The organism is Klebsiella grimontii, assembly GCF_900200035.1.
Lineage (GTDB): Bacteria > Pseudomonadota > Gammaproteobacteria > Enterobacterales > Enterobacteriaceae > Klebsiella > Klebsiella grimontii.
Genome location: NZ_FZTC01000003.1, coordinates 77,422 through 103,853, shown reverse-complemented (window position 1 = coordinate 103,853; position 26,432 = coordinate 77,422). Strand labels below are relative to the sequence as shown.

Annotated in this window: 25 protein-coding genes; 17 read left to right on the top strand and 8 right to left on the bottom strand. The window is 53.6% G+C overall.

What is annotated here, in order from left to right; all coding sequences use genetic code 11:
* The first annotated feature begins 303 nt into the window (after positions 1–303).
* Positions 304–1,014: a FadR/GntR family transcriptional regulator gene (locus tag KOSB73_RS01365; RefSeq protein WP_004871943.1), complete on the top strand. Its 711-nt coding sequence runs from the start codon at positions 304–306 to the stop codon at positions 1,012–1,014.
* 3 nt (positions 1,015–1,017) lie between these two features.
* A complete protein-coding gene (gene mdtD, locus KOSB73_RS01360) occupies positions 1,018–2,415 on the top strand; it encodes a multidrug transporter subunit MdtD (RefSeq protein ID WP_049131986.1) in 1,398 nt (465 codons plus the stop codon).
* On the opposite strand, the gene rbsR is transcribed toward mdtD, so the two are convergent.
* The 7 genes from rbsR to kup all read right to left on the bottom strand — a co-directional run bounded on the left by rbsR (position 2,412) and on the right by kup (position 10,314).
* Positions 2,412–3,404 carry a ribose operon transcriptional repressor RbsR gene (rbsR, locus tag KOSB73_RS01355; protein ID WP_004871939.1) on the bottom strand — a complete coding sequence of 331 codons (993 nt, stop codon included), beginning with the start codon at positions 3,402–3,404 and terminating at the stop codon, positions 2,412–2,414. The two genes, mdtD and rbsR, sit on opposite strands and share 4 nt — an antisense overlap.
* A 3-nt stretch (positions 3,405–3,407) precedes the next feature.
* Positions 3,408–4,340 carry a ribokinase gene (gene rbsK / locus KOSB73_RS01350; protein ID WP_024360526.1) on the bottom strand — a complete coding sequence of 311 codons (933 nt, stop codon included), beginning with the start codon at positions 4,338–4,340 and terminating at the stop codon, positions 3,408–3,410.
* Positions 4,341–4,438: 98 nt separating this feature from the next.
* Entirely contained in the window at positions 4,439–5,329 is an 891-nt protein-coding gene (gene rbsB, locus KOSB73_RS01345) for a ribose ABC transporter substrate-binding protein RbsB (RefSeq protein ID WP_024360527.1), read from the bottom strand.
* A 27-nt stretch (positions 5,330–5,356) separates the two neighbouring features.
* The gene (gene rbsC / locus KOSB73_RS01340; protein WP_004855792.1) at positions 5,357–6,322 is read right to left on the bottom strand and encodes a ribose ABC transporter permease; all 966 of its coding nucleotides are present in this window, start codon (positions 6,320–6,322) and stop codon (positions 5,357–5,359) included.
* A gap of 5 nt (positions 6,323–6,327) precedes the next feature.
* Positions 6,328–7,833, bottom strand: a complete 1,506-nt coding sequence (gene rbsA / locus KOSB73_RS01335) for a ribose ABC transporter ATP-binding protein RbsA (protein WP_024360528.1) — start codon at positions 7,831–7,833, stop codon at positions 6,328–6,330.
* A 10-nt stretch (positions 7,834–7,843) separates the two neighbouring features.
* Positions 7,844–8,263 carry a D-ribose pyranase gene (gene rbsD, locus KOSB73_RS01330; RefSeq protein ID WP_064343366.1) on the bottom strand — a complete coding sequence of 140 codons (420 nt, stop codon included), beginning with the start codon at positions 8,261–8,263 and terminating at the stop codon, positions 7,844–7,846.
* A gap of 182 nt (positions 8,264–8,445) precedes the next feature.
* The gene (gene kup, locus KOSB73_RS01325; protein ID WP_004871930.1) at positions 8,446–10,314 is read right to left on the bottom strand and encodes a low affinity potassium transporter Kup; all 1,869 of its coding nucleotides are present in this window, start codon (positions 10,312–10,314) and stop codon (positions 8,446–8,448) included.
* Positions 10,315–10,532: 218 nt separating this feature from the next.
* Between kup and ravA the strand changes: the two genes are divergently transcribed.
* Both ravA and viaA read left to right on the top strand, forming a co-directional pair.
* Positions 10,533–12,032 carry an ATPase RavA gene (gene ravA, locus KOSB73_RS01320; RefSeq protein WP_004871927.1) on the top strand — a complete coding sequence of 500 codons (1,500 nt, stop codon included), beginning with the start codon at positions 10,533–10,535 and terminating at the stop codon, positions 12,030–12,032.
* On the top strand, positions 12,029–13,477 hold the full coding sequence (gene viaA, locus KOSB73_RS01315; protein WP_098140177.1) for an ATPase RavA stimulator ViaA: 1,449 nt from the start codon (positions 12,029–12,031) through the stop codon (positions 13,475–13,477). Before ravA ends, viaA begins: the two co-directional genes overlap by 4 nt.
* Before the next feature lie 7 nt (positions 13,478–13,484).
* On the opposite strand, the gene asnA is transcribed toward viaA, so the two are convergent.
* Positions 13,485–14,477: an aspartate--ammonia ligase gene (gene asnA / locus KOSB73_RS01310; RefSeq protein ID WP_024360530.1), complete on the bottom strand. Its 993-nt coding sequence runs from the start codon at positions 14,475–14,477 to the stop codon at positions 13,485–13,487.
* A gap of 152 nt (positions 14,478–14,629) precedes the next feature.
* Between asnA and asnC the strand changes: the two genes are divergently transcribed.
* From asnC to KOSB73_RS01245, 13 genes are all read left to right on the top strand, one after another.
* The gene (asnC, locus tag KOSB73_RS01305; RefSeq protein WP_004107306.1) at positions 14,630–15,088 is read left to right on the top strand and encodes a transcriptional regulator AsnC; all 459 of its coding nucleotides are present in this window, start codon (positions 14,630–14,632) and stop codon (positions 15,086–15,088) included.
* A 91-nt stretch (positions 15,089–15,179) separates the two neighbouring features.
* The gene (mioC, locus tag KOSB73_RS01300) at positions 15,180–15,620 is read left to right on the top strand and encodes an FMN-binding protein MioC (protein WP_024360531.1); all 441 of its coding nucleotides are present in this window, start codon (positions 15,180–15,182) and stop codon (positions 15,618–15,620) included.
* A 381-nt stretch (positions 15,621–16,001) separates the two neighbouring features.
* Positions 16,002–17,891: a tRNA uridine-5-carboxymethylaminomethyl(34) synthesis enzyme MnmG gene (gene mnmG / locus KOSB73_RS01295; RefSeq protein ID WP_098140176.1), complete on the top strand. Its 1,890-nt coding sequence runs from the start codon at positions 16,002–16,004 to the stop codon at positions 17,889–17,891.
* A 112-nt stretch (positions 17,892–18,003) separates the two neighbouring features.
* On the top strand, positions 18,004–18,627 hold the full coding sequence (gene rsmG, locus KOSB73_RS01290; RefSeq protein ID WP_024360533.1) for a 16S rRNA (guanine(527)-N(7))-methyltransferase RsmG: 624 nt from the start codon (positions 18,004–18,006) through the stop codon (positions 18,625–18,627).
* A 616-nt stretch (positions 18,628–19,243) separates the two neighbouring features.
* Entirely contained in the window at positions 19,244–19,624 is a 381-nt protein-coding gene (gene atpI, locus KOSB73_RS01285) for a F0F1 ATP synthase subunit I (protein WP_004871906.1), read from the top strand.
* Positions 19,625–19,632: 8 nt separating this feature from the next.
* Entirely contained in the window at positions 19,633–20,448 is an 816-nt protein-coding gene (atpB, locus tag KOSB73_RS01280; protein ID WP_004127037.1) for a F0F1 ATP synthase subunit A, read from the top strand.
* A 47-nt stretch (positions 20,449–20,495) separates the two neighbouring features.
* Positions 20,496–20,735, top strand: coding sequence for a F0F1 ATP synthase subunit C (gene atpE, locus KOSB73_RS01275; protein WP_000429386.1), 240 nt, complete (start codon positions 20,496–20,498; stop codon positions 20,733–20,735).
* Between the two features lie 56 nt (positions 20,736–20,791).
* Positions 20,792–21,262 (top strand): F0F1 ATP synthase subunit B, encoded by a 471-nt coding sequence (gene atpF, locus KOSB73_RS01270; protein WP_004107293.1) that lies wholly within the window; start codon positions 20,792–20,794, stop codon positions 21,260–21,262.
* Between the two features lie 14 nt (positions 21,263–21,276).
* The gene (gene atpH, locus KOSB73_RS01265) at positions 21,277–21,810 is read left to right on the top strand and encodes a F0F1 ATP synthase subunit delta (protein WP_024360534.1); all 534 of its coding nucleotides are present in this window, start codon (positions 21,277–21,279) and stop codon (positions 21,808–21,810) included.
* Between the two features lie 12 nt (positions 21,811–21,822).
* Positions 21,823–23,364, top strand: coding sequence for a F0F1 ATP synthase subunit alpha (atpA, locus tag KOSB73_RS01260; RefSeq protein WP_004127029.1), 1,542 nt, complete (start codon positions 21,823–21,825; stop codon positions 23,362–23,364).
* Positions 23,365–23,414: 50 nt separating this feature from the next.
* Complete coding sequence (gene atpG, locus KOSB73_RS01255; RefSeq protein WP_004871892.1) at positions 23,415–24,278, top strand: F0F1 ATP synthase subunit gamma; 864 nt, start codon at positions 23,415–23,417, stop codon at positions 24,276–24,278.
* A gap of 26 nt (positions 24,279–24,304) precedes the next feature.
* Positions 24,305–25,687 carry a F0F1 ATP synthase subunit beta gene (gene atpD, locus KOSB73_RS01250; protein ID WP_004127025.1) on the top strand — a complete coding sequence of 461 codons (1,383 nt, stop codon included), beginning with the start codon at positions 24,305–24,307 and terminating at the stop codon, positions 25,685–25,687.
* A 20-nt stretch (positions 25,688–25,707) separates the two neighbouring features.
* Positions 25,708–26,127, top strand: a complete 420-nt coding sequence (locus KOSB73_RS01245) for a F0F1 ATP synthase subunit epsilon (protein WP_004107274.1) — start codon at positions 25,708–25,710, stop codon at positions 26,125–26,127.
* Positions 26,128–26,432: the final 305 nt, after the last annotated feature.

Below are 26,432 nucleotides of genomic sequence, written 5' to 3'. Positions count from 1 at the left end.
GGCGTATATTACGCTTTCCTCATTCAGAGTCAAGCGTTTAATTTCGCTTTTCTCTGTCGGTATTCATCGCTGAATCCCGCTGACCCGGCGGCTTGCGTGCCGTTGTTCCGTGTCAGTGGAGGCGCATTATAGGGAGTTATTCCGAAGTGACAAGGGCTAAATGCAAAAAACTTTTCAACCGCCTCTTTTTTCATCATTACGGCGCGTAATGTAGCAAAAAACCGGCGTTTTGCCGTTTTAACCAACGAAGCAAGCCGTCAGATGGCATACTGGTAAGGTAAAAAAGAGAAAGGAACGGCATGTATGTCTTTAAGCGCACAGCAGTTGGCGGCACAAAAGAATATCTCCTGGGTATTAGCGGAGAAGCTAGCTCAAAAAATTTTGACCGGTGAATATCAGCCAGAAAGTATCCTTCCCGGCGAGATGGAGCTGGGCGAGCAGTTTGGCGTGAGCCGCACGGCCGTGCGTGAAGCGGTGAAGACGCTAACGGCAAAAGGTATGCTTTTACCACGGCCACGCATCGGTACGCGGGTGATGCCGCGCAGCAGCTGGAACTTCCTCGATAAAGAACTCCTGGCCTGGTGGTTAACAGAAGATAACTTCTCTGATGTTGTCAGCCATTTCCTCGTTATGCGCGGCAGCCTGGAACCTCAAGCCTGTTTTCTGGCGTCAACGTCAGGCTCGCCGGAGCAAAAGGCCCAGCTTAACGCCTTGATGGAGGAGATGGTTGAGCTAAAGAGGAACTTTCAGCGCGAGCGCTGGATTGAAGTCGATATGGCCTGGCATGAACATATATATGAAATGAGCGGTAACCCTTTCCTGATCTCTTTCGCCTCTTTATTTCATTCGGTCTATCACACCTACTTCACGTCAATTACGCAGAATGAAGTGGTGAAGCTGGATCTGCATCAGGCAATCGTTGATGCCATTCTGGATAGCGACGGCTCGCGAGCGCTTAGCGCCTGCCAGGCGTTGCTGAGTGCCCCCAATCATTCCGACAAATCGCAAGGGTAACGAATGACCAAAAAGAAAGGCCGCAGTATGGCCGGGCTGCCATGGATCGCAGCGATGGCTTTTTTTATGCAGGCGCTCGACGCCACCATTCTGAATACAGCCCTTCCCGCTATCGCCCATAGCCTCAACCGTTCACCGCTAGCGATGCAATCGGCCATCATCAGCTATACGCTGACGGTGGCTATGCTTATTCCGGTCAGCGGTTGGCTGGCCGACCGTTTCGGCACGCGGAAAGTATTTATCATCGCCGTCAGCCTGTTCACACTCGGTTCTCTTGCCTGCGCCCTGTCAAACTCGCTAATGGAACTGGTTATCTTCCGCGTCATTCAGGGCATCGGCGGGGCAATGATGATGCCAGTAGCGAGGCTGGCGTTACTGCGCGCCTATCCGCGCAGCGAACTGCTGCCGGTACTCAACTTCGTCACGATGCCTGGACTGGTCGGCCCTATCCTCGGCCCCGTGCTCGGCGGCGTACTGGTGACCTGGGCCAGCTGGCACTGGATTTTCCTGATTAATATTCCCATCGGTATTATCGGGATCGTGTATGCCCGCAAATATATGCCGGATTTCACCACGCCGCGTCGCCGCTTCGACACGCTCGGTTTTATCCTGTTTGGCCTGAGCCTGGTGCTGTTCTCTAGCGGAATCGAGCTGTTTGGTGAGAAAATTGTCGCCACATGGATGGCTCTGGCCGTTATCGCTCTGAGCATCATTTTACTGTGGGCCTATATTCGCCACGCTCGCCGTCATCCCACACCGCTCATTTCGCTTTCTTTATTTAAGACACATACCTTCTCTGTCGGGATCGCGGGGAACCTGGCCACGCGCCTGGGTACCGGCTGCGTTCCATTCCTGATGCCGCTGATGTTACAGGTTGGCTTCGGTTATCCGGCGATTATCGCCGGCTGCATGATAGCGCCTACGGCTATTGGTTCGATTATTGCTAAATCAACCGTCACCCAGATACTTCGCTGGTTTGGTTACCGTAAAACGCTGGTCGGGGTCACGATATTTATCGGCCTGATGATCGCTCAGTTTTCGCTGCAATCTCCGGATATGTCGATCTGGATGCTGCTGCTGCCGCTATTCATTCTGGGCATGGCGATGTCCACCCAGTTCACCTCAATGAATACCATCACGCTCGCCGATTTAACCGATGACAACGCCAGCAGCGGCAACAGCATGTTGGCCGTTACCCAGCAGCTGTCGATTAGCCTCGGGGTCGCTGTTAGCGCAGCGGTGCTGCGTTTTTATGAAGGATTCGATAGCGCAAATACCATTGAACAGTTCCACTACACCTTTATTACCATGGGGGCAATCACCGTGGTATCGGCGCTGGTATTTACCTTATTAAGAGCAAAAGATGGCCGCAACCTGATTAAGGAGCGGCACAAGCGTTAGGCTGAACCGCGGACCACCAGCTCGGGGGTTAACTGCACGCGCTGCTGTTTTTGCCCCGGATCGGCCATGCGGTGAATCAGCACATCGATGGCCAGCTCGCCCAGTTCATCTTTCGGTTGATGAATCGTGGTTAACGGCGGCGTCATATAGCGCGCCAGTTCAATGTCGTCATAGCCTACCAGCGCCATATCCTGAGGGATGCGCAGCCCGCCCTGATAAAGGGCCTGGTAGGCGCCCACCGCCATCGCATCGTTACCGATAAACACCGCCTGCGGCAACGCTGAGAGGGTCAGCAGCTTCTGCATGGCGCTAAATCCGCCGCCAAACTCAAAATCGCTGCTAATCACATATCCTTCAGGTACCGTGAGTCCGGCCCGAGCCATCGCTGCCTGATACCCCTCCAGGCGCAGCCGGGCAGGCGTTTTATCCAGCGGACCCGCAATACAGGCAATTCGCGTATAGCCCTGGTCGATCAGATACTTCGTCGCCATATCGCCGCCCAGCAGAGAGTTATCCTGAATCAGATCGCTATCGCCGTCGAACGGCGCCCAGTCCATCATCACCGTCGGAACAGAAGGGTAACGCTGCATAATCTCCGGCGAAGGTTGATGCGTTTCAGTGCACAACAGCAGTAAACCATCGACGCGCTTTTGCATCAGCGTCTCCAGATTACGGTTCATGCGCTGCTCATCGCCTTCGGTATTACACAGCACCAGGCTATAACCCCGCTCGAAGCAGCTGCGCTCCACGCCGCGCACCAGCTCCGAATAAAACGGATTGGTACTGGCGGTAATGAGCATACCTATGGTGCGGGTTTGATTTAATTTGAGGCTGCGCGCCAGCGCGGACGGCGCGTAGTTCAGGCTTTTAATCGCGGCGTCGACTTTAGCGGTAATCGCTTCGCTAACGAAACGATCTTTGTTAATGACATGAGAAACCGTCGAAGTGGAAACGCCCGCGATGCGGGCTACATCCTTCATGGTGGCCAAGCGTTACCCCTGTTGACGTAAAAATTCGTCTATTTCTTTTCGCCAGGGCACGGAGGGCTGAGCCCCTTTTCGGGTGACGGCGATAGCCGCGGCTGCATGGGCAAAACGAATTGCCTCCGCCAGTTCGCGACCTTCGAGCAGCGCGGTGACCAGCGCGCCATTAAAGGTATCGCCAGCGGCAATGGTGTCAACCGCCTGCACTTTAAACCCCGGAACCCGACGACCGTTACCTTCGCTGCTCGCCCATACGCCACGGCTGCCAAGCGTAATGATCACCGTACCAATACCTTTATCATGGAGCACTTTAGCGGCTTTTGCCGCATCCTCATCGTTTTCCACGCGCACGCCGGTAAGCTTTTCCGCTTCGGTCTCGTTAGGGGTAATAATATCCACCAGCGTTAACAGTTCATCCGGCAATTCACGCGCCGGAGCAGGATTGAGTATGACCGAGGTTTGATTCTGGTGAGCGATTTTCGCCGCCGCCAGTACGCTTTCCAGCGGCGATTCCAGCTGCATCAGCAGCGCCTGCGCGCTGGCAATACGCTCTTTTTCCGCATCAACCTGCGCAACGCAGAGCGCGGCGTTAGCGCCGGCGTGAATACCGATGGTGTTTTCACCTTCAGCGTTAACAAAAATCAGCGCCACGCCGGTTGATTCTCCGGCAACGGCCCTGACCGGCGCGACGTCGATATTATCACTTTCCAGCTGACGACGAACGCGTTCGCCAATATCGTCATCGCCGGTACAGGCGATAAAGGATATATTTGCCCCGCTGCGTCCGGCGGCAACCGCCTGGTTTGCGCCTTTACCGCCGAAAGCGACCTGATAATGATGACCGGTGACGGTTTCACCGGGCGTAGGGAAGGCGTCGAGATTAAGGATGTGATCGGCGTTGATACTGCCAAGGACGACAAGTTTGCCTGCGGTTTTCATAATCAATATTCCCGGAAATCGCGCCACCGGAATCCGGTGGCGCATGCCCTGCTTTTCTTTATTATGTTGTCCCTCGGACCGTCGCCGATCCGAATCGCACATTATTGCTTAATGACCAGTTTCAACTCAACCGGATAGCTGGTCTCCACTTTTTCGCCCTTCAGCACTTTATCGGCTGTCTCAACGCCTTTCACGCCGATCTGCTCCGGTAACTGGGCGATGGTCGCTGCCAGTTTGCCACTATTTACCGCTTTTTCGCCATCCGGAGTGCCGTCAAATCCAACAACCATCACATCAGATTTGCCTGCCGTTTGCAGCGCACGCAGCGCGCCCAGCGCCATTTCATCATTCTGGGCAAATACCGCCTGTACATCCGGATGCGCCGTCAGCAGGTTCTGCATGACGTTCAGGCCCTTAGTACGGTCAAAATCTGCCGGCTGGCTGGCCAGCACGTTAAACTTATGCGCAGCCACGGCCTGCTGGAAACCTTCGCCACGCTCGCGCGCCGCGGACGTCCCGGCAATGCCCTGTAGTTCAATGATCTTCGCGTTTTCGCCGACTTTTTTGGCGATATAGTCACCGGCCATTTTGCCGCCCAGCACGTTATCAGACGCGATATGGCTAACCACATCACCTTTTGATGCCTGACGGTCGAGGGTGATAACCGGAATTTTCGCCTGGTTAGCCAGCTTCACGGCATTACCCACCGCATCGGAATCCGTTGGGTTGATCAGCAGCAGTTTGGTGCCGCGGACGGTTAAATCCTGAACGTTAGCCAGCTCTTTGGCCGGGTTGTTCTGTGAATCCAGAACCACCAGGTTATAGCCAAGTTTATCCGCTTCTTTTTGCGCACCCTCTTTCAGAGAGACAAAGAATGGGTTGTTAAGGGTTGAGATAACCAGAGCGATAGTGTCTTTTGCCATCGCGTTTGCGCTTACGGTCGCACTTAACGCTACAGCAGAGACCAGGGTCGCCAGTTTTTTCATATTCATAGTTAAGATGTCCTGTAGAGTTCTCAGTTACTGCTTCTTGTTATCTACCAGTACCGCCAGCAAAATAACCACCGCTTTCACGATCATCTGGTAATAGGATGAAACGCCTAATAAATTCAGTCCGTTGTTCAGAAAGCCAAGGATCAACGCGCCAATCAACGTGCCGACAATACGCCCTTTACCGCCCGCGAGGCTGGTCCCCCCCAGCACCACCGCCGCAATCGCATCCAGTTCATATCCGGTGCCCGCCGTCGGCTGCGCGGAGGAGAGACGCGCGACCTCAATAATGCCGGCCAGCGAGGCCAGCATGCCGCACAAAGAATAGACTATGATCTTAACTTTATTGACGCTGATGCCGGAAAGACGCGTTGCCGCCTCGTTACCGCCGAGGGCGTAGATATAACGGCCCAGACGGGTATGGTGCAGCATGTACCAGGCGGCCAGGAAGACGATCGCCATAATCCACACCGGCGTTGGGATCCCCAGCGGACGACCAATCCCGAACCAGCCAAACAGATCGGCATTATCGGTAAAACCGGTATTCACCGGGCTACCGTTGGTATAAACCATCGTCACGCCGCGCAGCAGCAGCATCATCACCAGCGTGGCGATAAATGCCTGGACGCGCCCTTTCGCCACAATCACGCCGGTCACGGCGCCAATTGCCGCCCCTAACGCCAGCGCAGCGGCTACGGCCACCAGCGCGTTAACCTCAATTCCGACAATTGACGCGGCAACCGCGCCGGTCAGCGCCAGCAGGGAACCGACGGACAGGTCGATGCCCGAGGTCAGGATAACCAGCGTCATCCCTACCGCCATAATGGCGTTAACTGAAGTTTGCTGCAGGATATTGAACAGGTTATTCACGGTAAAAAAGTTGGGGCTCATGGTCGAAACAATCGCAATCAGCACCAGCAGGGCTATCAGCGATTTTTGCTCCATCAGCCACGCTTTTGTGAAGTAGCGACGACCAGAAACAGCCGGGTTATTCATCTTTTTTACTCCTGATTCACACGGTTAAGCTTGCCCACAGCGGCAGCCATCAATACTTCCTGGGTGGCCTGCTCGCGTGTGAATTCACCGCCGAGATGCCCTTCATGCATCACCATGATGCGATCGCTCATGCCCAGCACTTCCGGCATCTCCGAAGAGACCAGAATGATGCTCAGGCCTTCGGCTTTAAACTGGTTAATCAGCTGGTAGATCTCTTTCTTCGCGCCGACGTCGACGCCGCGGGTCGGTTCATCAAGGATCAGCACCTTCGGTCGGGTCATCAACCCGCGGGCGATCGCCACCTTCTGCTGGTTACCGCCCGAAAGCAGCCCAATAGCCTGCTCCATCGACGGCGTTTTCACATTAAACAGGCGGATAAAATCACTTACCGCCTGCTGTTCATCTTTATGCTTGAGGCTACCGCCGCCGCGGCTGAAGTAACGCAGCGCGGTTAGCGACATATTCTCTTTAACCGACATGCCGAGCACTAAACCATCGCGCTTGCGGTCTTCGGAGATGTAAACAATGCCGTTGGCCAGGCCATCCTGCGGAGAACGAGCGACAACTTCGCGCCCATCAAGGGTAACCGAGCCGCTGCTGCGCGGCAGCGCCCCGTACAGCACCTTCATCAGTTCGGTACGCCCGGCGCCCATCAGCCCGGCGACGCCGAGAATTTCACCCTGGCGCAGAATAAAGGAGATATTCTCCACGCCTGAGCCGCACAGGTTGTCGACCTTAAGGCGAACCGCGCCCGGCGCTTTGTCCAGACGCGGATACTGATCCTCCAGCTTGCGGCCTACCATCATCTCAATCAGCAGATCTTCATCCAGGCTGGCCACTTCGCGCTCGGCGATAAACTGCCCATCGCGAAAGACCGTGACGTCATCGCAAATTTCGAAGATCTCTTTCATACGGTGAGAGATATAGACAATACCGCGCCCCTGCGATTTCAGTTCGCGGATCACGCGGAACAGGGATTCGGTCTCGGTATCGGTTAGCGCGTCGGTGGGTTCATCCATAATGATGACCTTCGACTCAAAGCTCAGCACTTTAGCGATCTCGACCATCTGCTGATCGCCGATCGATAAATCGCCCACCAGCTTCTGGCTGTTAAAACGTAGATTCAGCTTTGCCAGCAGCTTGTCGGCTTCGGCGTACATCGTCTTCCAGTCAATTTTGCCAAAGCGATTCACAAACTCACGACCGAGGAAAATGTTCTCGGCAATCGTCAGCTGCGGGATCAGGTTGAGCTCCTGGTGGATGATGCCAATTCCGGCTTCCTGAGAAGATTTAGGACCGTTGAAGGTGGTTTCTTTCCCCAGCCACAGCAGCGAACCGGCATCGCGGGCGTAAATACCGGTCAGCACCTTCATCATGGTGGACTTACCGGCGCCGTTCTCGCCGACCAGCGCCATCACGCGGCCCGGATAGACATTTAGCGAGGCGCCGGAGAGCGCCTTGACGCCAGGGAACGCTTTATCGATCCCTTTTAATTGCAATAAGGCTTCCATATCGGCGACCTCAGAACGTCACGCCGGCACAGAGAATAACGTTCGCATACGGGGAACACTCCCCGCTGCGAATCACCGCCTGACTGTCTGCGGTTTCTTTTTTAAACTGCTCATGACTGGTGTAACGAATTTCAATGGTGTTTCCCTGGTGCTGCTGCAGCTGCTCAAGGTGATTGAGCAACGTCGCGTGGAGCTGCGGATTAAGGGTTTTAATCTCTTCCGCGAGGATAGCCGCTTCAACCTGCATTTCGCTCGTCACCACCTCCAGAACCTGCATAAAGGAGGGCACCCCGTGGGTTAACGCCATATCAATACGCGTGCTGCTGCGGGGAACCGGTAAACCAGCGTCGCAAACCACCAGCGTATCGGTATGACCCAGACGGGAGATAACCGACGAAATATCAGCATTGAGGACGGTACCTTTTTTCATTTTCTCTTTTGCTCCATTAGCGAAACGTTTCGCTGGTATTAGTATTAGCAATAAGAGAACAGAAAACCATCACCAGATGTGAGAATTGTGATCGTCATCGAAACGTTTCGCAACGCAGGTGAAAGAAAGGAAGAAGCGCTGAGAAAAACAAAAAGCCCTTCATCAAGAAGGGCCTTAGATAATCAGATCTCAACCTGAGTGCCGAGCTCAATAACCCGGTTAGGCGGGATTTCGAACTGGTCCGGCGCTCGCAGGGCGTTGCGCTGCAGCAGCAGATACAGCTTGCCGCGCAGGCGCAGATACCACGGCCGCTTGCCGATGATCAACGACTCATGCGACATAAAGAAGGAGGTCTCCATCATCCGGCAGCTCAGGCCTTCCAGCCCGCAGCGGTGGAAAACCTCTTCGACGTTCGGCGTTTCGCGCCAGCCGTAGCTGGCAACGACGCGCCAGAACGACGGCGAAATCTGCTCAATCTGCACGCGCCGCACGTTATGTACGTACGGCGCATCTTCGGTACGCAGCGTCAGCAAAATCACCCGCTCGTGCAGCACCTTGTTATGCTTCAGGTTGTGTAGCAGAGCAAAAGGAATCACGTTCAGCGCCCGGGACATATAAACAGCGGTACCCGGCACGCGAACCGGCGGCGATTTTTCTAGCGAAGAGATCATCGCTTCCAGAGAGTTACCATGCTCATGCATCCGACGCAGCAGGCGGAAACGCTCGCTCTTCCAGGTCGTCATAATGGTAAACATCACCAGACCGAGGGTCAGAGGCAGCCAGCCGCCGGAGACGATTTTATCGAGGTTCGCGGAGAAGAGCGGAACATCAATGCACATAAAAGCCACCAGCAGCAGCGCCACAACAAACTTATTCCAGTGCCAGTTTTGGCGCGCCACCGTCGTGAACAGAATGGTGGTCAGCACCATCGTTCCCGTCACCGCAATACCGTACGCCGCCGCCAGATTAGAGGAGTGCTCAAAGCTAACAATTACGATGACCACCGAGATATACAGCAGCCAGTTGATAAACGGGATGTAAATCTGCCCGGACTCCATTTCCGAGGTATGAATAATACGCATCGGCGACAGGTATCCCAGACGCACCGCCTGACGAGTCAGGGAGAAGACGCCGGAGATAACCGCCTGGGAAGCGATAACCGTCGCCAGGGCGGCAATAATCAGCATCGGAATCAGCGCCCACTCCGGCGCCAGCAGAAAGAACGGGTTTTTAATTGCTTCCGGGTGTTTGAGCAGCAGCGCCCCCTGGCCAAAGTAGTTCAGCACCAGCGAAGGCAATACCACCGAAAACCAGGCCAGGCGAATCGGTAATTTACCGAAATGCCCCATATCGGCATACAGCGCTTCCACGCCGGTGATTGACAGCACCACCGCCCCCAGCGCCACAAACGAAACGGTTTTATATTCAAGGAAGAAATGAACCGCCCAATACGGGTTCAGCGCCTGCAGCACCTCCGGGTTAGCGAAGATACTGCGCGCCCCCAGCACCGCCAGCAGCAGGAACCAGATCAGCATAATCGGCGCGAACAGCTTGCCCACCATGCTGGTACCGTGCTTTTGAATGGCGAATAATAGCGTCAGAACAATAATGGAGATGGGCACAACCCAGGTATCCAGGTCGGGAGCGATAATTTCCAGCCCTTCTATCGCCGACATCACCGAGATGGCAGGCGTAATCACTACCTCGCCATAAAAGAAGCTGCCGCCGATAAGCCCAAGGATCACCAGTACCGATGTCGCACGTGCGGAGGTATTACGCCCCGCCAGCGACATTAACGTCAGGATCCCACCTTCACCGGCGTTATCTGCCCGCATCACGAAGGTGATGTACTTGAGCGATACGGTGAAAATTAACAGCCAGAAAATGAGCGACAGGAAGCCAAAAACAGCATCACGCTCAACGCCAAAGCCAAACTGGCCTGACAGACATTCACGAAGTGTATACAGTGGGCTGGTGCCGATATCGCCGTATACCACGCCGATTGCCGCCAGCGTTATTGCCGGCAGCGATTGTTTATTATCAGTGCTCATAGACTAGTCTTTTCGTTTATAAAACAAATGTGTGCCTAGTCCCTTGGCCCACAAAAAGGCGCACAGTATGCACGATTATTTGCTGAATCGTACCCCTAACTGACATCATCTTAACCTGACTCAAAGAAAATAAATCGATTCTTCAGGCTATTACCACCCCTAATCAAACATCTATACTCGACCTAACAACGACATTCTAAAAAGCACGCAACTCTATTATGGCTCAATCACATTTACTGGCAGAAAGAATTTCCCGGCTCAGCGCCGCGCTGGAAAAAGGACTCTTCGAACGCAGCCACGCAATACGCCTTTGCCTGCTTGCCGCCCTCAGCGGCGAGAGCGTTTTTCTGCTGGGGCCGCCGGGGATCGCCAAAAGCCTGATTGCCCGTCGCCTCAAGTTCGCCTTCCAGCAGGCCCGCGCGTTTGAATACCTGATGACCCGCTTCTCCACGCCGGAAGAGGTCTTTGGCCCGCTCTCCATCCAGGCGCTGAAAGATGAAGGGCGCTACGAGCGTCTGACCGCCGGCTATCTCCCGGAAGCCGAAATTGTTTTTCTCGATGAGATCTGGAAAGCGGGCCCGGCGATCCTCAATACGCTACTGACAGCGATAAACGAACGCCATTTCCGCAACGGGGCAACCGAAGAGAAAATCCCCATGCGCCTGCTGGTGGCGGCGTCGAACGAACTCCCGGAGGCGGACAATAGCCTGGAAGCCTTATACGACCGTATGCTTATCCGGTTATGGCTGGATAAGGTACAGGATAAAACTAACTTCCGCTCAATGCTGATAAGCCAGCAGGACGAGAACAGTAATCCTGTCCCGGCGAATTTGCAGGTCAGCGACGAGGAGTTCCTGCAATGGCAGCAGGATATCGGCAACGTGAAGCTACCGGACAGCGTGTTTGAACTCATATTCCAGCTGCGCCAGCAGTTGGATACGCTGCCGAACGCGCCCTACGTCTCAGATCGTCGCTGGAAAAAGGCCATTCGTCTGCTGCAGGCCAGCGCCTTTTTCAGCGGCCGCGACACCATTGCGCCAATAGACCTGATCCTGCTGAAGGATTGCCTGTGGCACAACGTTGAGACAATGAACCTGATGTCCGCGCAGTTGGAGACCTTAATGACCAGCCACGCCTGGCAGCAGCAGGCGATGCTCACTCGTCTGGGGTCGATAATCCAGCGGCGCATTCAGCTTCAACAGCAGCAAAGCGATAAAACCGCGCTAAAAGTCACGCGTCTCGGCGGGATGTTTAGCCGGAAACCTCATTATGAACTGCCTGCTGAAGTACAGGATTCGACGCTAACGCTGCTTCTCCAGCAGCCGCTCAAACTGCACGATCTGGAAGTCATTCATATTACGTTCGTTCGTGAAGAGCTCGCTCATTGGCTGGAGAAAGGTGGTGAGATCCGCGGCAAGCTCAACGGTATTGGTTTTGCCCAGCAGCTGAATATGGATGTCGATACCAGCCAGCACCTGGTCGTGCGCGACGTCAGCTTACAGGGATCGCGGCTCTCCCTACCCGGTAGTGAATCACGGGAAAATATGCCCGCCGAAATCCGGCAGCAGCTGGAGGCGCTGGACGACGAATGGCATCAGCAACATAACCGCTTCAGCGAACAGCAAAAATGTCTGTTTATCCCCGGCGAGTGGCTGGGGCGGATTGAAGCCAGCCTGCAGGACGTAGGAACGCAGATCAAACAGGCCCGCCAGTCATGACCCTGGACATGCTGAATGTCATGCTGGCAGTCGGCGAAGAGGGCATGATCGATGAGATGCTGCTGGCGCTGCTGGCGGCACCTCAGCTCGCGGTATTCTTTGAAAAATTTCCACGGCTTAAAAATATTATCGCCGCCGACATTCCTCGCTGGCGGGAAGCAGTGAGATCGCGGCTAAAAGAGACCAACATCCCGCCCGAACTGGATGCGGAAGTTCAGTGCTATCAGCAGTCACAGCGGCTTTCCACCTCGCAGTTTATCATCCAGCTGCCGCAAATTCTCAGCCAGCTGCATAAGCTGCACTCCCCGTTCGCCAGCCAGGCGCAGCAGCTGGTGGATGACAACAGCACCTTTACACCGGCGCTGCACACGTTATTCCTCCAGCGCTGGCGCCTGAGCCTGGTGGTGCAGGCAACCTCTCTTAATCAGCAGTTGCTGGATGAAGAGCGCGATCAGCTGCTGAGCGAAGTTCAGGAGCGCATGACCCTCAGCGGCCAGCTGGAGCCGGTGCTGGTGGAAAATGACAATGCGGCTGGGCATCTGTGGGACATGAGCGCCGGAGAGCTGAAGCGCGGCGATTATCAGCTGATCGTTCGCTACGGGGATTTTTTAACTCAACAACCTGAGCTCATGCAGCTAGCTGAACAACTGGGACGCTCGCGTGAAGCGAAAGCGGTGCCGAAAAAAGATGCGCCGATGGAGACCTTCCGCAGCCTGGTGCGCGAACCGGCCACCGTGCCGGAGCAGGTCGACGGGCTTCAGCAGAGCGACGATATTCTGCGTCTGCTGCCGCCAGAACTGGCCACTCTCGGCATTACCGAGCTGGAGTTTGAGTTCTACCGCAAGCTGGTTGAAAAGCAGCTGCTGACCTATCGGCTACACGGCGATGCGTGGAAGGAAAAGATCACCGAACGGCCGGTCACGCGCCAGGACGTTGACGAACAGCCGCGCGGGCCGTTTATCGTCTGCGTCGATACTTCCGGCTCAATGGGCGGTTTCAATGAACAGTGCGCCAAGGCGTTTTGTCTGGCGCTGATGCGGGTCGCTCTAGCGGATAACCGCCGCTGCTTCATTATGCTGTTTTCCAGCGAAGTGGTGCACTACGAACTCACCGGCCCGCAGGGGCTGGAGCAGGCAATTCGTTTTTTAAGCCAGCGCTTTCGCGGCGGCACCGATCTGGCCAGCTGCTTCCGGGCAGTGATTGAGCGTATGCAGAATCCGCAGTGGGTCGATGCTGATGCGGTGGTGATTTCCGATTTTATCGCCCAGCGCCTGCCGGATGAGGTGATCAATAAGGTGGGGGAGCTACAGCATAAACATCAACATCGTTTTCATGCGGTGGCGATGTCGGTACACGGCAAGCCCGGCATTATGCGCGTTTTCGATCATATCTGGCGCTTTGATACCGGGTTGCGTAGCCGCCTGCTGCGACGCTGGCGGCGTTAATCACTGATTAAAGAAGCGCGGCAACGCTTTGACGAACCTGGGTTGGCCACACGCCGCACTGCACCTGGCCGATGTGATCCAGCTGCAGAAGCAGCATCGTCAGGCGAGACTGGCCAATGCCGCCGCCAATCGTCTGCGGCATCTCTCCGCGCAGCAGCGCCTGGTGCCATTCCAGCTTCAGGCGATCTTCATCGCCGGTCATCGCCAGCTGACGCTTCAGCGCTTCGGCATCCACGCGGATCCCCATTGAAGAGAGTTCGAAGGCATCTTCCAGAACCGGGTTCCATACCAGAATGTCGCCGTTCAGGCCCGCATAGCCTTCAGCGGCAGGCGTACTCCAGTCATCGTAATCCGGCGCGCGAACATCGTGGCGCTGGCCATCAGAAAGCTTACCGCCGATACCGATCAGAAATACCGCGCCCAGCTCTTTCGCGATCGCTCGTTCGCGGCCCTTGGCATCGAGATCCGGATAGCGGCTTAAAAGCTCCTGGCTGTGAACAAAGTGGATCGTCTCCGGCAAGAACGGCGTGAGGCCAAACTCTTTACTGACGGCGTCCTCGGTGGCTTTGATCCCGGCATAGATCGCTTCAACGGTTGCTTTCAGCGTGCCGCAGTGGCGTTCTTCATCCCCCATTACGCGCTCCCAGTCCCACTGGTCAACGTAGACGGAATGGATGGCGGTTAACCGGTCTTCATCGGGGCGAAGGGCCTTCATGTGCGTGTACAGCCCTTCGCCCGCGCTGAAGTCGTGTTGTCCCAGGGTTTGACGCTTCCACTTCGCTAGTGAATGAACCACTTCGAACTGGGCGTCTGGCAGTGTTTTCACTTTAACCTGAACCGCTTTTTCGCAACCAGAGAGGTTATCCTGCGTCCCATCGCCCACGCGGCTTAAGATCGGCGCCTGGACTTCGATCAGGCCGAGCTTCTCTTCAAGCTGGCGGGAAAAGTGTGACTTAACGAAACTAATCTGGCGTTGTTTTGCGATGTATGCGGTTTTCATTTTTTATAACTCCTGCGTCCTGTTGCCATTGATTAAGCAACAAAACAGCGCTGCAATTCAATAATCCAACAACAAAAAGCCTGCATCGATTTTGATTCATTAAAATTTGCGGCTAAAATAGAAATATTCGTCAAACTTCATAAGAAAAACCTATGGAAAATTATCAGATCGACAATCTGGACCGCGGCATCCTTGAGGCCCTCATGGCCAATGCGCGTACCGCCTATGCTGAACTGGCAAAACAGTTTGGCGTCAGCCCGGGGACCATTCACGTTCGCGTAGAGAAAATGAAGCAGGCCGGAATTATTACCGGCGCGCGTATCGACGTCAGCCCCAAGCAGCTGGGTTACGATGTGGGGTGCTTTATCGGCATTATTCTGAAGAGCGCGAAAGACTACCCCTCCGCGCTGGCGAGGTTAAACAGTCTGGATGAGGTTACCGAAGCGTATTACACCACCGGGCACTACAGCATCTTTATAAAAGTGATGTGCCGATCGATTGACGCGCTCCAGCATGTACTTATCAACAAGATCCAAACAATTGATGAAATTCAGTCCACTGAAACGCTGATCGTCCTGCAAAACCCGATTATGCGCACCATCCGCCCATGATCGGGCTTTTTAATCCCACATTTTTCCACAGGTAGATCCCAGCTCGCTCACAGCGTACAATACGCCACTCTGAATAGTGGAGCGGGCGATCATGGCAGAGATAACTCTTATCAGCGGCAGTACGCTGGGTAGCGCAGAATATGTATCAGAACATCTGGCGGAAAAGCTGGAAGAGGCTGGTCACAGCACGACTATCCTGCACGGACCGCTGATCGAAGATCTGCAGCCGCAGGGGATCTGGCTGGTTATCTCTTCTACTCATGGCGCCGGGGATATTCCCGATAACCTGCTGCCCTTCTATGAAGCGCTTCAGGAGAAGCAGGTCGATCTTTCTGCAGTCCATTTTGGCGCAATCGGCATTGGTAGCCGCGAATACGATACCTTCTGCGGAGCGATTGATAAGCTCGAGACTGCGCTCAAAGCCTGCGGGGCAAAACAGATCGGTGAAACGCTAAAAATTAACGTCCTCGAACATGAAATTCCGGAAGATCCGGCCGAGATTTGGCTGGGATCCTGGAAAAACTTGCTCTGAGAATTGTAAAGATCATACTTTCTTCTGTGGATAACTATGCTTAAAAGCTTGGATCAACCGGTAGTTATCCAAAGTATAACCGTTGCCTGAATTTTGTGCTGTGTATAACCCTTCATTTTGATCCCAGCTTATACGGACCAGGATCACCGATCATTCACAGAAAGCGATCCTTCTTAAACGGTTGATCCTAAACCGCGGATCTGACTTATCCACAAGACAAGCCGATCCTAATAAGAGATCACAATAAAACAGATCTCTAAATAAAAGATCTTCTTTTTAATACTCAGGATCCCGGCGCTTTCTCGAAAGGCTAAAGTTGAGTAGAATCCACGGCCCGGGCTTCAATCTATTTTCAAACCGCTTTATGCGAGGCATACCACCATGTTTTATCAGGATCCTTTTGACGTCATCATCATTGGCGGGGGTCATGCAGGCACTGAGGCCGCGATGGCCGCAGCGCGAATGGGTCAACAGACTCTGCTTTTGACACACAATATCGACACGCTGGGGCAGATGAGCTGCAATCCGGCGATTGGCGGCATTGGGAAAGGACACCTGGTAAAAGAAGTGGATGCGCTTGGCGGCCTGATGGCGAAGGCCATTGACCATGCAGGTATCCAGTTTAGGATACTAAACGCCAGCAAAGGCCCTGCCGTACGGGCGACTCGCGCTCAGGCAGACCGAGTGCTGTACCGCCAGGCCGTACGGACCGCGCTGGAAAACCAGCCTAACTTAATGATCTTCCAGCAGGCGGTGGAAGATCTGATTGTTGAGAACGATCGTGTTGTCGGCGCCGTCACCCAGATGGGGCTTAAATTCCGCGCCAAAGCGGTAGTACTGACCGTCGGAACCTTTCTTGACGGTAAGATCCATATTGGTCTCGATAACTACAGCGGCGGCCGTGCAGGCGATCCTCCGTCGATCCCGCTGTCCCGTCGTTTGCGTGAACTGCCGCTGCGCGTCAGCCGCCTGAAAACCGGTACCCCGCCGCGCATCGACGCAAGGACGATTGATTTCAGCGTTCTGGCACAGCAGCGCGGCGATAATCCGATGCCGGTCTTCTCGTTTATGGGGGATGCTTCTCAACATCCGCGTCAGGTACCGTGCTATGTCACGCATACCAACGAGAAAACCCATGACGTGATCCGTAACAACCTCGATCGCAGCCCGATGTATGCCGGCGTGATTGAAGGGATCGGCCCGCGCTACTGTCCTTCGATCGAAGACAAGGTCATGCGCTTTGCCGATCGCAACCAGCACCAGATCTTCCTCGAGCCGGAAGGACTGACGTCCAACGAGATTTATCCAAACGGTATCTCCACCAGCCTGCCGTTCGATGTCCAGATGCAAATCGTCCGCTCAATGCAGGGGATGGAAAATGCAAAAATCGTTCGTCCTGGCTACGCTATTGAGTACGATTTCTTTGACCCGCGTGACCTGAAACCGACGCTGGAAAGTAAATTTATCCATGGCCTGTTCTTTGCCGGCCAGATTAACGGCACTACCGGTTATGAAGAAGCTGCCGCTCAGGGCCTGCTTGCCGGCCTCAACGCAGCTCGTTTCTCCGCCGAGAAAGAGGGATGGGCGCCGGGCCGCTCTCAGGCTTACCTTGGCGTCCTGGTAGACGATCTCTGTACTCTCGGTACCAAAGAACCGTACCGCATGTTTACCTCTCGTGCGGAATACCGCCTGATGCTGCGTGAAGACAACGCCGATCTGCGCCTGACCGAACAAGGCCGTGAACTGGGTCTGGTGGATGACGAACGCTGGGCGCGTTTCAACCAGAAGCTTGAGAGCATTGAACGTGAACGTCAACGCCTGAAAGCCAGCTGGGTTAATCCGCTGGCGGAAAGCGCTGCGGAAGTGAATGCTCATCTGACGGCGCCTTTATCCCGTGAAGCTAACGGTGAAGATTTGCTCCGTCGTCCGGAAATGACCTACGAACAGCTGGTGCAGATGACGCCGTTCTCGCCGGGTCTTGAGGACAAGCAAGCGGCGGAACAGGTCGAAATTCAGGTAAAATACGAAGGCTACATCGCGCGCCAGCAGGATGAAATCGAGAAACAACAGCGCAACGAGAACACGTTGCTGCCTGCTACGCTTGATTATCGCCAGGTGAATGGGCTGTCGAACGAGGTCATTGCCAAGTTGAACGACCATAAGCCGTCTTCGATAGGGCAGGCATCGCGTATTTCCGGCATTACGCCTGCGGCAATCTCGATTTTGCTGGTGTGGTTGAAAAAGCAGGGAATGCTGCGCCGTAGCGCCTGATTTTCCACTGAACGATACATTGGCGGATACGCATCTGACGTCCGCCAGGTTAATTTCTCAGCCCGGTAAGCGAATCGCCTCCGGGCTCATTGTTTTTAAACAGGTACCGATCGTGCTCAACAAACTTTCTCGTCTGCTTGATGAAGCAGGTATTTCACTTACCGATCACCAGAAAAACCAGCTTGTCGGCTATGTTGGCATGTTGGATAAGTGGAATAAGGCCTATAACCTGACCTCGGTTCGCGATCCTGACGAGATGCTGGTACGCCACATCCTCGATAGTATTGTTGTTGCGCCATACCTTAACGGAACGCGTTTTATCGATGTCGGTACGGGCCCAGGCCTGCCGGGGATCCCGCTGGCTATCGTGCGTCCTGAATCCCACTTCACCCTGTTAGACAGCCTTGGCAAGCGAGTACGTTTTCTCCGCCAGGTCCAGCATGAGCTAAAACTGGATAACGTCACCCCGGTACAAAGCCGCGTGGAAGCGTTCCCGGCAGAGCCGCCGTTTGATGGCGTTATTAGCCGCGCATTTGCGTCGCTGAATGACATGGTGAGCTGGTGCCATCATTTACCCGCGGAGAACGGTCACTTCTATGCGCTCAAAGGGTTAGCGCAGGAAGATGAAATGGCAAATCTACCGGAAGGGTTCGTCATTAAAGATGTTGTCGAACTGCATGTGCCTCAGCTGGAAGGGGAGCGTCACCTTGTGGTGATTCAGCCAAAAATGATTTAATTTTTATCAAAAAATGTGAAAAAAAGACGGGCCGTGCATGTTACAAAAATAAAAGTCACGGCAGGGTATTATCGGACTGTCTTTAACCATGGAGTTACCAGGGTTTTTCTTTCCGTTAACTTTGCGCGGTTACTTTACTTGCAGAATAGTCAACATTGAAAATATCAGTACGCTAAAAATCTCGCTGCTTGTCGTTCATACCGATGTTAAATATTTATTATGAATGTCAATAAAAGGTTTTTATTGTATATGGGATTGTTTTAGAAAGAATACCTACTTTTTATTTTGAATATCAAAAGGATAAAAAATCGAGTTTTATGTACAGAATTAATTCGATTTCGCGGAAAATGTTTATTATGTGATCTGATGCACGCTTTAATTGCCGATTTTTCGCGGTATTTGCAGTTTTGCATGACGGCTCACAGAACGGTGAAATGCATGAAAAGTTGTCTGTCGGAAAATAATTAAACATTTATTCACTATTTTGCTACTTATTGTTTGAAATCACGGGGCGTCACCGTATAATTTGTCCGCTTTTTGATGCTTGACTCTTCGTCTTAAAGGACGTTTTATACGACACGCGACATACCTCGAAGGGAGCAGGAGTAAAAACGTGATGTCAGTGTCGCTCTTGAGTCGAAACGTTGCTCGTAAGCTTCTGTTTATTCAGTTACTGGCAGTAATAGCAAGTGGACTGCTGTTCAGCCTCAAAGACCCTTTCTGGGGCATCTCCGCGGTGAGTGGAGGTTTGGCGGTTCTTTTGCCAAACGTGATATTTATGATTTTTGCCTGGCGTCATCAGGCGCATACACCAGCTAGAGGCCGAGTGGCCTGGTCCTTCGCCATCGGCGAAGCCTTCAAGGTGTTGCTGACCTTCGCCTTTCTGGCGATGGCGCTGGCGGTTTTGAAAGTGGTATTTTTGCCGCTGATAGTGACGTGGGTTTTGGTGCTGGTGGTACAAGTTCTGGCGCCAGCTGTAATTAACAACAAAGGGTAAAAGGCATCATGGCTTCAGAAAATATGACGCCGCAGGATTACATAGGCCACCATCTGAATAACCTTCAGCTGGACCTGCGTACATTCTCGCTGGTGGATCCGCACAACCCCCCGGCCACCTTCTGGACGCTCAACATTGACTCCATGTTTTTCTCAGTGGTGCTCGGTCTGTTATTCCTGTTTATGTTCCGCAGCGTGGCTAAAAAGGCGACAACCGGCGTACCTGGTAAATTCCAGACCTTTATTGAGATGATCATCGGCTTCGTCCATGGCAGCGTCAAAGATATGTATCATGGCAAGAGCAAGGTCATTGCTCCGCTGGCCCTCACCGTGTTCGTCTGGGTATTCCTGATGAACCTGATGGATCTGCTGCCTATCGACTTTATCCCTTGGATCGGCGAACACGTTCTCGGTCTGCCTGCTCTGCGCGTGGTGCCGTCAGCTGACGTTAACATCACCCTGTCGATGGCGCTTGGCGTATTTATCCTGATTCTTTTCTACAGCATCAAAATGAAAGGCGTGGGCGGGTTCGTTAAAGAACTGACCCTGCAGCCGTTCAATCACTGGGCGTTCATTCCTGTCAACTTAATCCTTGAAGGGGTAAGCCTGCTGTCAAAACCTGTATCACTGGGTCTGCGACTGTTCGGCAACATGTATGCCGGTGAGCTGATTTTCATTCTGATTGCTGGCCTGTTGCCGTGGTGGTCACAGTGGATTCTGAATGTGCCATGGGCCATTTTCCACATCCTGATTATTACGCTGCAAGCCTTCATCTTCATGGTTCTGACGATCGTCTATCTGTCGATGGCATCTGAAGAGCATTGATTTTTACCAACATACTACGTTTTAACTGAAACAAACTGGAGACTGTCATGGAAAACCTGAATATGGATCTGCTGTACATGGCTGCCGCTGTGATGATGGGTCTGGCGGCAATCGGTGCTGCGATCGGTATCGGCATCCTCGGGGGTAAATTCCTGGAAGGCGCAGCGCGTCAACCGGATCTGATTCCTCTGCTGCGTACTCAGTTCTTTATCGTTATGGGTCTGGTGGATGCTATCCCGATGATCGCTGTAGGTCTGGGTCTGTACGTGATGTTCGCCGTCGCGTAGTAAGTTGTTCGAAAGAAACCTAAGCCACAGAGTTATTTTTTAAGAGGTATTGTGCTGTGAACATGAACGCAACAATCCTCGGCCAGGCCATCGCGTTTGTTATCTTCGTATGGTTCTGCATGAAGTATGTATGGCCGCCGTTAATGGCTGCCATCGAAAAGCGCCAGAAAGAAATTTCTGACGGTTTAGCTTCTGCAGAACGCGCTAAGAAAGATTTGGACCTTGCACAGGCCAACGCGACCGACCAGCTGAAAAAAGCGAAAGCGGAAGCCCAGGTAATCATCGAGCAGGCGAACAAGCGTCGCTCTCAGATCCTGGACGAAGCAAAAGCGGAAGCAGAACAGGAACGCACCAAAATCGTCGCACAGGCGCAGGCTGAAATCGATGCCGAACGTAAACGTGCTCGTGAGGAGCTGCGTAAGCAGGTCGCTATCCTGGCTGTTGCTGGCGCCGAGAAGATCATCGAACGTTCCGTGGATGAAGCTGCTAACAGCGACATCGTGGATAAACTTGTCGCTGAACTGTAAGGAGGGAGGGGCTGATGTCTGAATTTGTAACGGTAGCTCGCCCCTACGCCAAAGCAGCTTTTGACTTTGCCGTCGAACACAACAGCGTTGAACGCTGGCAGGATATGCTGGCGTTTGTCGCTGAAGTGACGAAAAACGAACAAATGACAGAGCTACTCTCCGGCGCACTGGCGCCAGAAACGCTCTCTGATGTGTTTATCGCGGTCTGTGGTGAGCAACTGGACGAAAATGGCCAAAACCTGATTCGGGTAATGGCTGAAAATGGTCGTCTGAATGCGCTCCCTGATGTTCTCGAGCAGTTCATTCACCTGCGCGCTGCCAGTGAGGCAACCGCAGAGGTAGAAGTTATTTCTGCCGCTCAAATGAGTGACGAACAGCTTGCGAAAATTACCGCCGCGATGGAAAAACGTCTGTCACGCAAAGTTAAGCTGAATTGCAAAATCGATAAGTCTGTAATGGCAGGCGTAATCATCCGTTCGGGTGATATGGTCATTGATGGTAGCGTACGCGGCCGTCTTGAACGCCTTGCAGACGTCTTGCAGTCTTAAGGGGACTGGAGCATGCAACTGAATTCCACCGAAATCAGCGAACTGATCAAGCAGCGCATTGCTCAGTTCAATGTTGTGAGCGAGGCTCATAACGAAGGTACTATCGTTTCTGTAAGTGACGGTGTTATCCGCATTCACGGCCTGGCCGATTGTATGCAGGGTGAGATGATCGCTCTGCCGGGTAACCGTTACGCTATCGCACTGAACCTGGAGCGCGACTCCGTAGGTGCCGTTGTGATGGGTCCGTACGCTGACCTCGCCGAAGGTATGAAGGTTAAATGTACTGGCCGTATCCTTGAAGTTCCGGTTGGCCGCGGCCTGCTGGGACGTGTGGTTAACACCCTGGGTGCACCGATTGATGGTAAAGGTCCGCTGGAGCACGACGGCTTCTCCGCCGTTGAAGCTATCGCACCGGGCGTCATCGAACGTCAGTCCGTCGATCAGCCGGTGCAGACCGGTTATAAATCCGTTGATGCCATGATCCCAATCGGTCGTGGACAGCGTGAACTGATTATCGGCGACCGTCAGACGGGTAAAACCGCTCTGGCCATCGACGCCATCATCAACCAGCGTGATTCCGGCATCAAGTGCGTCTACGTAGCTATCGGCCAGAAAGCGTCCACCATTTCTAACGTGGTACGTAAACTGGAAGAACACGGCGCGCTGGCTAACACCATCGTTGTGGTTGCTACCGCATCTGAATCTGCCGCACTGCAATACCTGGCGCCGTATGCCGGTTGTGCAATGGGTGAATACTTCCGCGACCGCGGTGAAGATGCGCTGATCATTTATGATGACCTGTCTAAACAGGCCGTTGCTTACCGTCAGATCTCCCTGCTGCTCCGTCGTCCGCCAGGACGTGAAGCATTCCCGGGCGACGTATTCTACCTCCACTCTCGTCTGCTGGAGCGTGCCGCACGTGTTAACGTCGAATACGTTGAAGCTTTCACCAAAGGTGAAGTGAAAGGTAAAACCGGTTCTCTGACCGCGCTGCCGATTATCGAAACCCAGGCGGGTGACGTTTCTGCGTTCGTTCCGACCAACGTAATTTCCATTACCGATGGTCAGATCTTCCTGGAAACCAACCTGTTCAACTCCGGTATTCGTCCTGCGGTTAACCCGGGTATCTCCGTATCCCGTGTTGGTGGTGCAGCTCAGACCAAGATCATGAAGAAACTGTCCGGTGGTATTCGTACCGCTCTGGCACAGTATCGCGAACTGGCGGCGTTCTCGCAGTTTGCCTCTGACCTTGATGATGCAACCCGTAAGCAGCTGGACCACGGTCAGAAAGTGACCGAACTGCTGAAACAGAAACAGTATGCGCCGATGTCCGTTGCGCAGCAGTCTCTGGTTCTGTTCGCGGCAGAACGTGGTTATCTGGCGGATGTCGAGCTGTCGAAAATCGGTAGCTTTGAAGCCGCTCTGCTGGCTTACGTCGACCGTGATCACGCTCCGTTGATGCAAGAGATCAACCAGTCCGGTGGCTATAACGACGAAATCGAAGGCAAGCTGAAAGGCATCCTCGATTCCTTCAAAGCAACCCAATCCTGGTAAAGTCTGGCGGCTTGCTCTAGGGCAGGCCGCAAGGCATTGAGGAGAAGCTCATGGCCGGCGCAAAAGAGATACGTAGTAAGATCGCAAGCGTCCAGAACACGCAAAAGATCACTAAAGCGATGGAAATGGTCGCCGCTTCCAAAATGCGTAAATCGCAGGAGCGCATGGCGGCCAGCCGTCCATATGCAGATACCATGCGCAAAGTGATCGGTCACCTTGCGAACGGTAATCTGGAATATAAGCACCCTTACCTGGAAGAACGCGACGTTAAACGCGTGGGCTACCTGGTGGTGTCTACCGACCGTGGTCTGTGCGGTGGCTTGAACATTAACCTGTTCAAAAAGCTGCTGGCGGAAATGAAAGCATGGTCCGATAAAGGCGTTCAGTGCGAACTCGCAATGATCGGCTCGAAGGGCGTGTCGTTCTTTAATTCCGTTAGCGGTAATGTTGTCGCCCAGGTGACGGGTATGGGGGATAACCCCTCCCTGTCCGAACTGATCGGTCCGGTAAAAGTGATGTTGCAGGCCTACGATGAAGGCCGTCTGGACAAGCTGTATATTGTCAGCAACAAATTTATTAACACCATGTCTCAGGTTCCAACCATTACTCAGCTGCTGCCGTTACCGGCTTCAGAAGAGGGTGAGTTGAAGCGTAAATCCTGGGATTACCTGTATGAACCCGATCCGAAAGCGCTGCTGGATACCCTGCTGCGTCGTTATGTGGAATCTCAGGTTTATCAGGGTGTGGTAGAAAACCTGGCCAGCGAGCAGGCCGCACGTATGGTGGCGATGAAAGCCGCGACCGACAATGGCGGCAGCCTGATTAAAGAGCTGCAGTTGGTATACAACAAAGCTCGTCAGGCCAGCATTACTCAGGAACTCACCGAGATCGTCGGTGGAGCATCCGCGGTATAACCAGGTTAATTCGTAGAGGATTCAAGATGGCTACTGGAAAAATTGTCCAGGTAATCGGCGCCGTGGTCGACGTCGAATTCCCTCAGGATGCCGTACCGCGCGTGTACGAGGCTCTTGAGGTGCAAAATGGTAGTGAGAAGCTGGTGCTGGAAGTTCAGCAGCAGCTCGGCGGCGGTATTGTTCGTACCATCGCCATGGGTTCTTCCGACGGTCTGCGTCGCGGTCTGGAAGTAAAAGACCTCGAGCACCCGATCGAAGTCCCGGTAGGTAAAGCCACGCTGGGTCGTATCATGAACGTACTGGGCCAACCGGTAGACATGAAAGGCGACATCGGCGAAGAAGAGCGTTGGGCTATCCACCGTGCAGCACCTTCCTACGAAGAGTTGTCAAACTCTCAGGAACTGCTGGAAACCGGCATCAAAGTTATCGACCTGATGTGTCCGTTTGCGAAGGGCGGTAAAGTTGGTCTGTTCGGTGGTGCGGGTGTAGGTAAAACCGTAAACATGATGGAGCTGATCCGTAACATCGCGATCGAGCACTCCGGTTACTCCGTGTTTGCGGGCGTAGGTGAACGTACTCGTGAGGGTAACGACTTCTACCACGAAATGACCGACTCCAACGTTATCGATAAAGTATCCCTGGTGTATGGCCAGATGAACGAGCCGCCGGGAAACCGTCTGCGCGTTGCGCTGACCGGCCTGACCATGGCTGAGAAGTTCCGTGACGAAGGTCGTGACGTTCTGCTGTTCGTGGATAACATCTACCGTTACACCCTGGCCGGTACTGAAGTATCCGCACTGCTGGGCCGTATGCCTTCAGCGGTAGGTTACCAGCCGACCCTGGCGGAAGAGATGGGCGTTCTGCAGGAACGTATCACCTCGACCAAAACCGGTTCAATCACTTCCGTACAGGCGGTATACGTACCTGCGGATGACTTGACTGACCCGTCTCCAGCCACCACCTTTGCGCACCTTGACGCCACCGTGGTACTGAGCCGTCAGATCGCCTCTCTGGGTATCTACCCGGCAGTTGACCCGCTGGACTCCACCAGCCGTCAGCTGGATCCGCTGGTTGTTGGTCAGGAGCACTACGACACCGCTCGTGGCGTTCAGTCCATCCTGCAGCGTTATCAGGAACTGAAAGACATCATCGCCATCCTGGGTATGGATGAACTGTCTGAAGAAGATAAACTGGTGGTAGCTCGCGCGCGTAAGATTCAGCGCTTCCTGTCCCAGCCGTTCTTCGTGGCAGAAGTATTTACCGGTTCTCCGGGCAAATATGTCTCCCTGAAAGACACCATCCGTGGCTTTAAAGGCATCATGGAAGGCGAATACGATCACCTGCCGGAGCAGGCGTTCTACATGGTCGGTTCTATCGACGAAGCCGTGGAAAAAGCCAAAAAACTTTAACGCCTTAATCGGAGGGTGATATGGCAATGACTTACCACCTGGACGTCGTCAGCGCAGAGAAACAAATGTTCTCTGGTCTGGTCGAGAAAATCCAGGTAACGGGTAGTGAAGGTGAACTGGGTATTTACCCGGGGCACGCGCCGCTGCTCACCGCCATTAAGCCTGGTATGATTCGCATCGTTAAGCAGCACGGTCACGAAGAATTTATCTACCTGTCAGGCGGCATTCTTGAAGTGCAGCCGGGTAGCACGACCGTTCTGGCTGATACGGCAATTCGTGGCCAGGATCTCGACGAAGCGCGAGCCCTGGAAGCGAAACGTAAGGCTGAAGAGCACATTAAGAGCTCTCATGGTGACGTGGACTACGCTCAGGCGTCTGCGGAACTGGCCAAAGCGATCGCTAAACTGCGCGTTATCGAGTTGACCAAAAAAGCGATGTAACACCGGCTTGAACGTTAAAAAGCCAGTCTGGTTTCCAGGCTGGCTTTTTTATGGCTTCGTTTCAGAAAAAGCAAAATTAAAAAGCGGGTTTAAAAATTTTGTGATGTATATCTCATTTTTGTTGATCGTTTAAAAGATGAAGCGTAGACTTATTTTTGTGATGTTAATCACAAAAAAAGAGTTCATCAAAAACGTAATCGCTATCCAGGAAGAGATCATGAAACTGCTTAATAAAATCGTCGCTTTCTTCAGTGCTATGAACGTAACCTTCGGTACGTTCAACCACTAAGAAGTCCGCTCTCCAG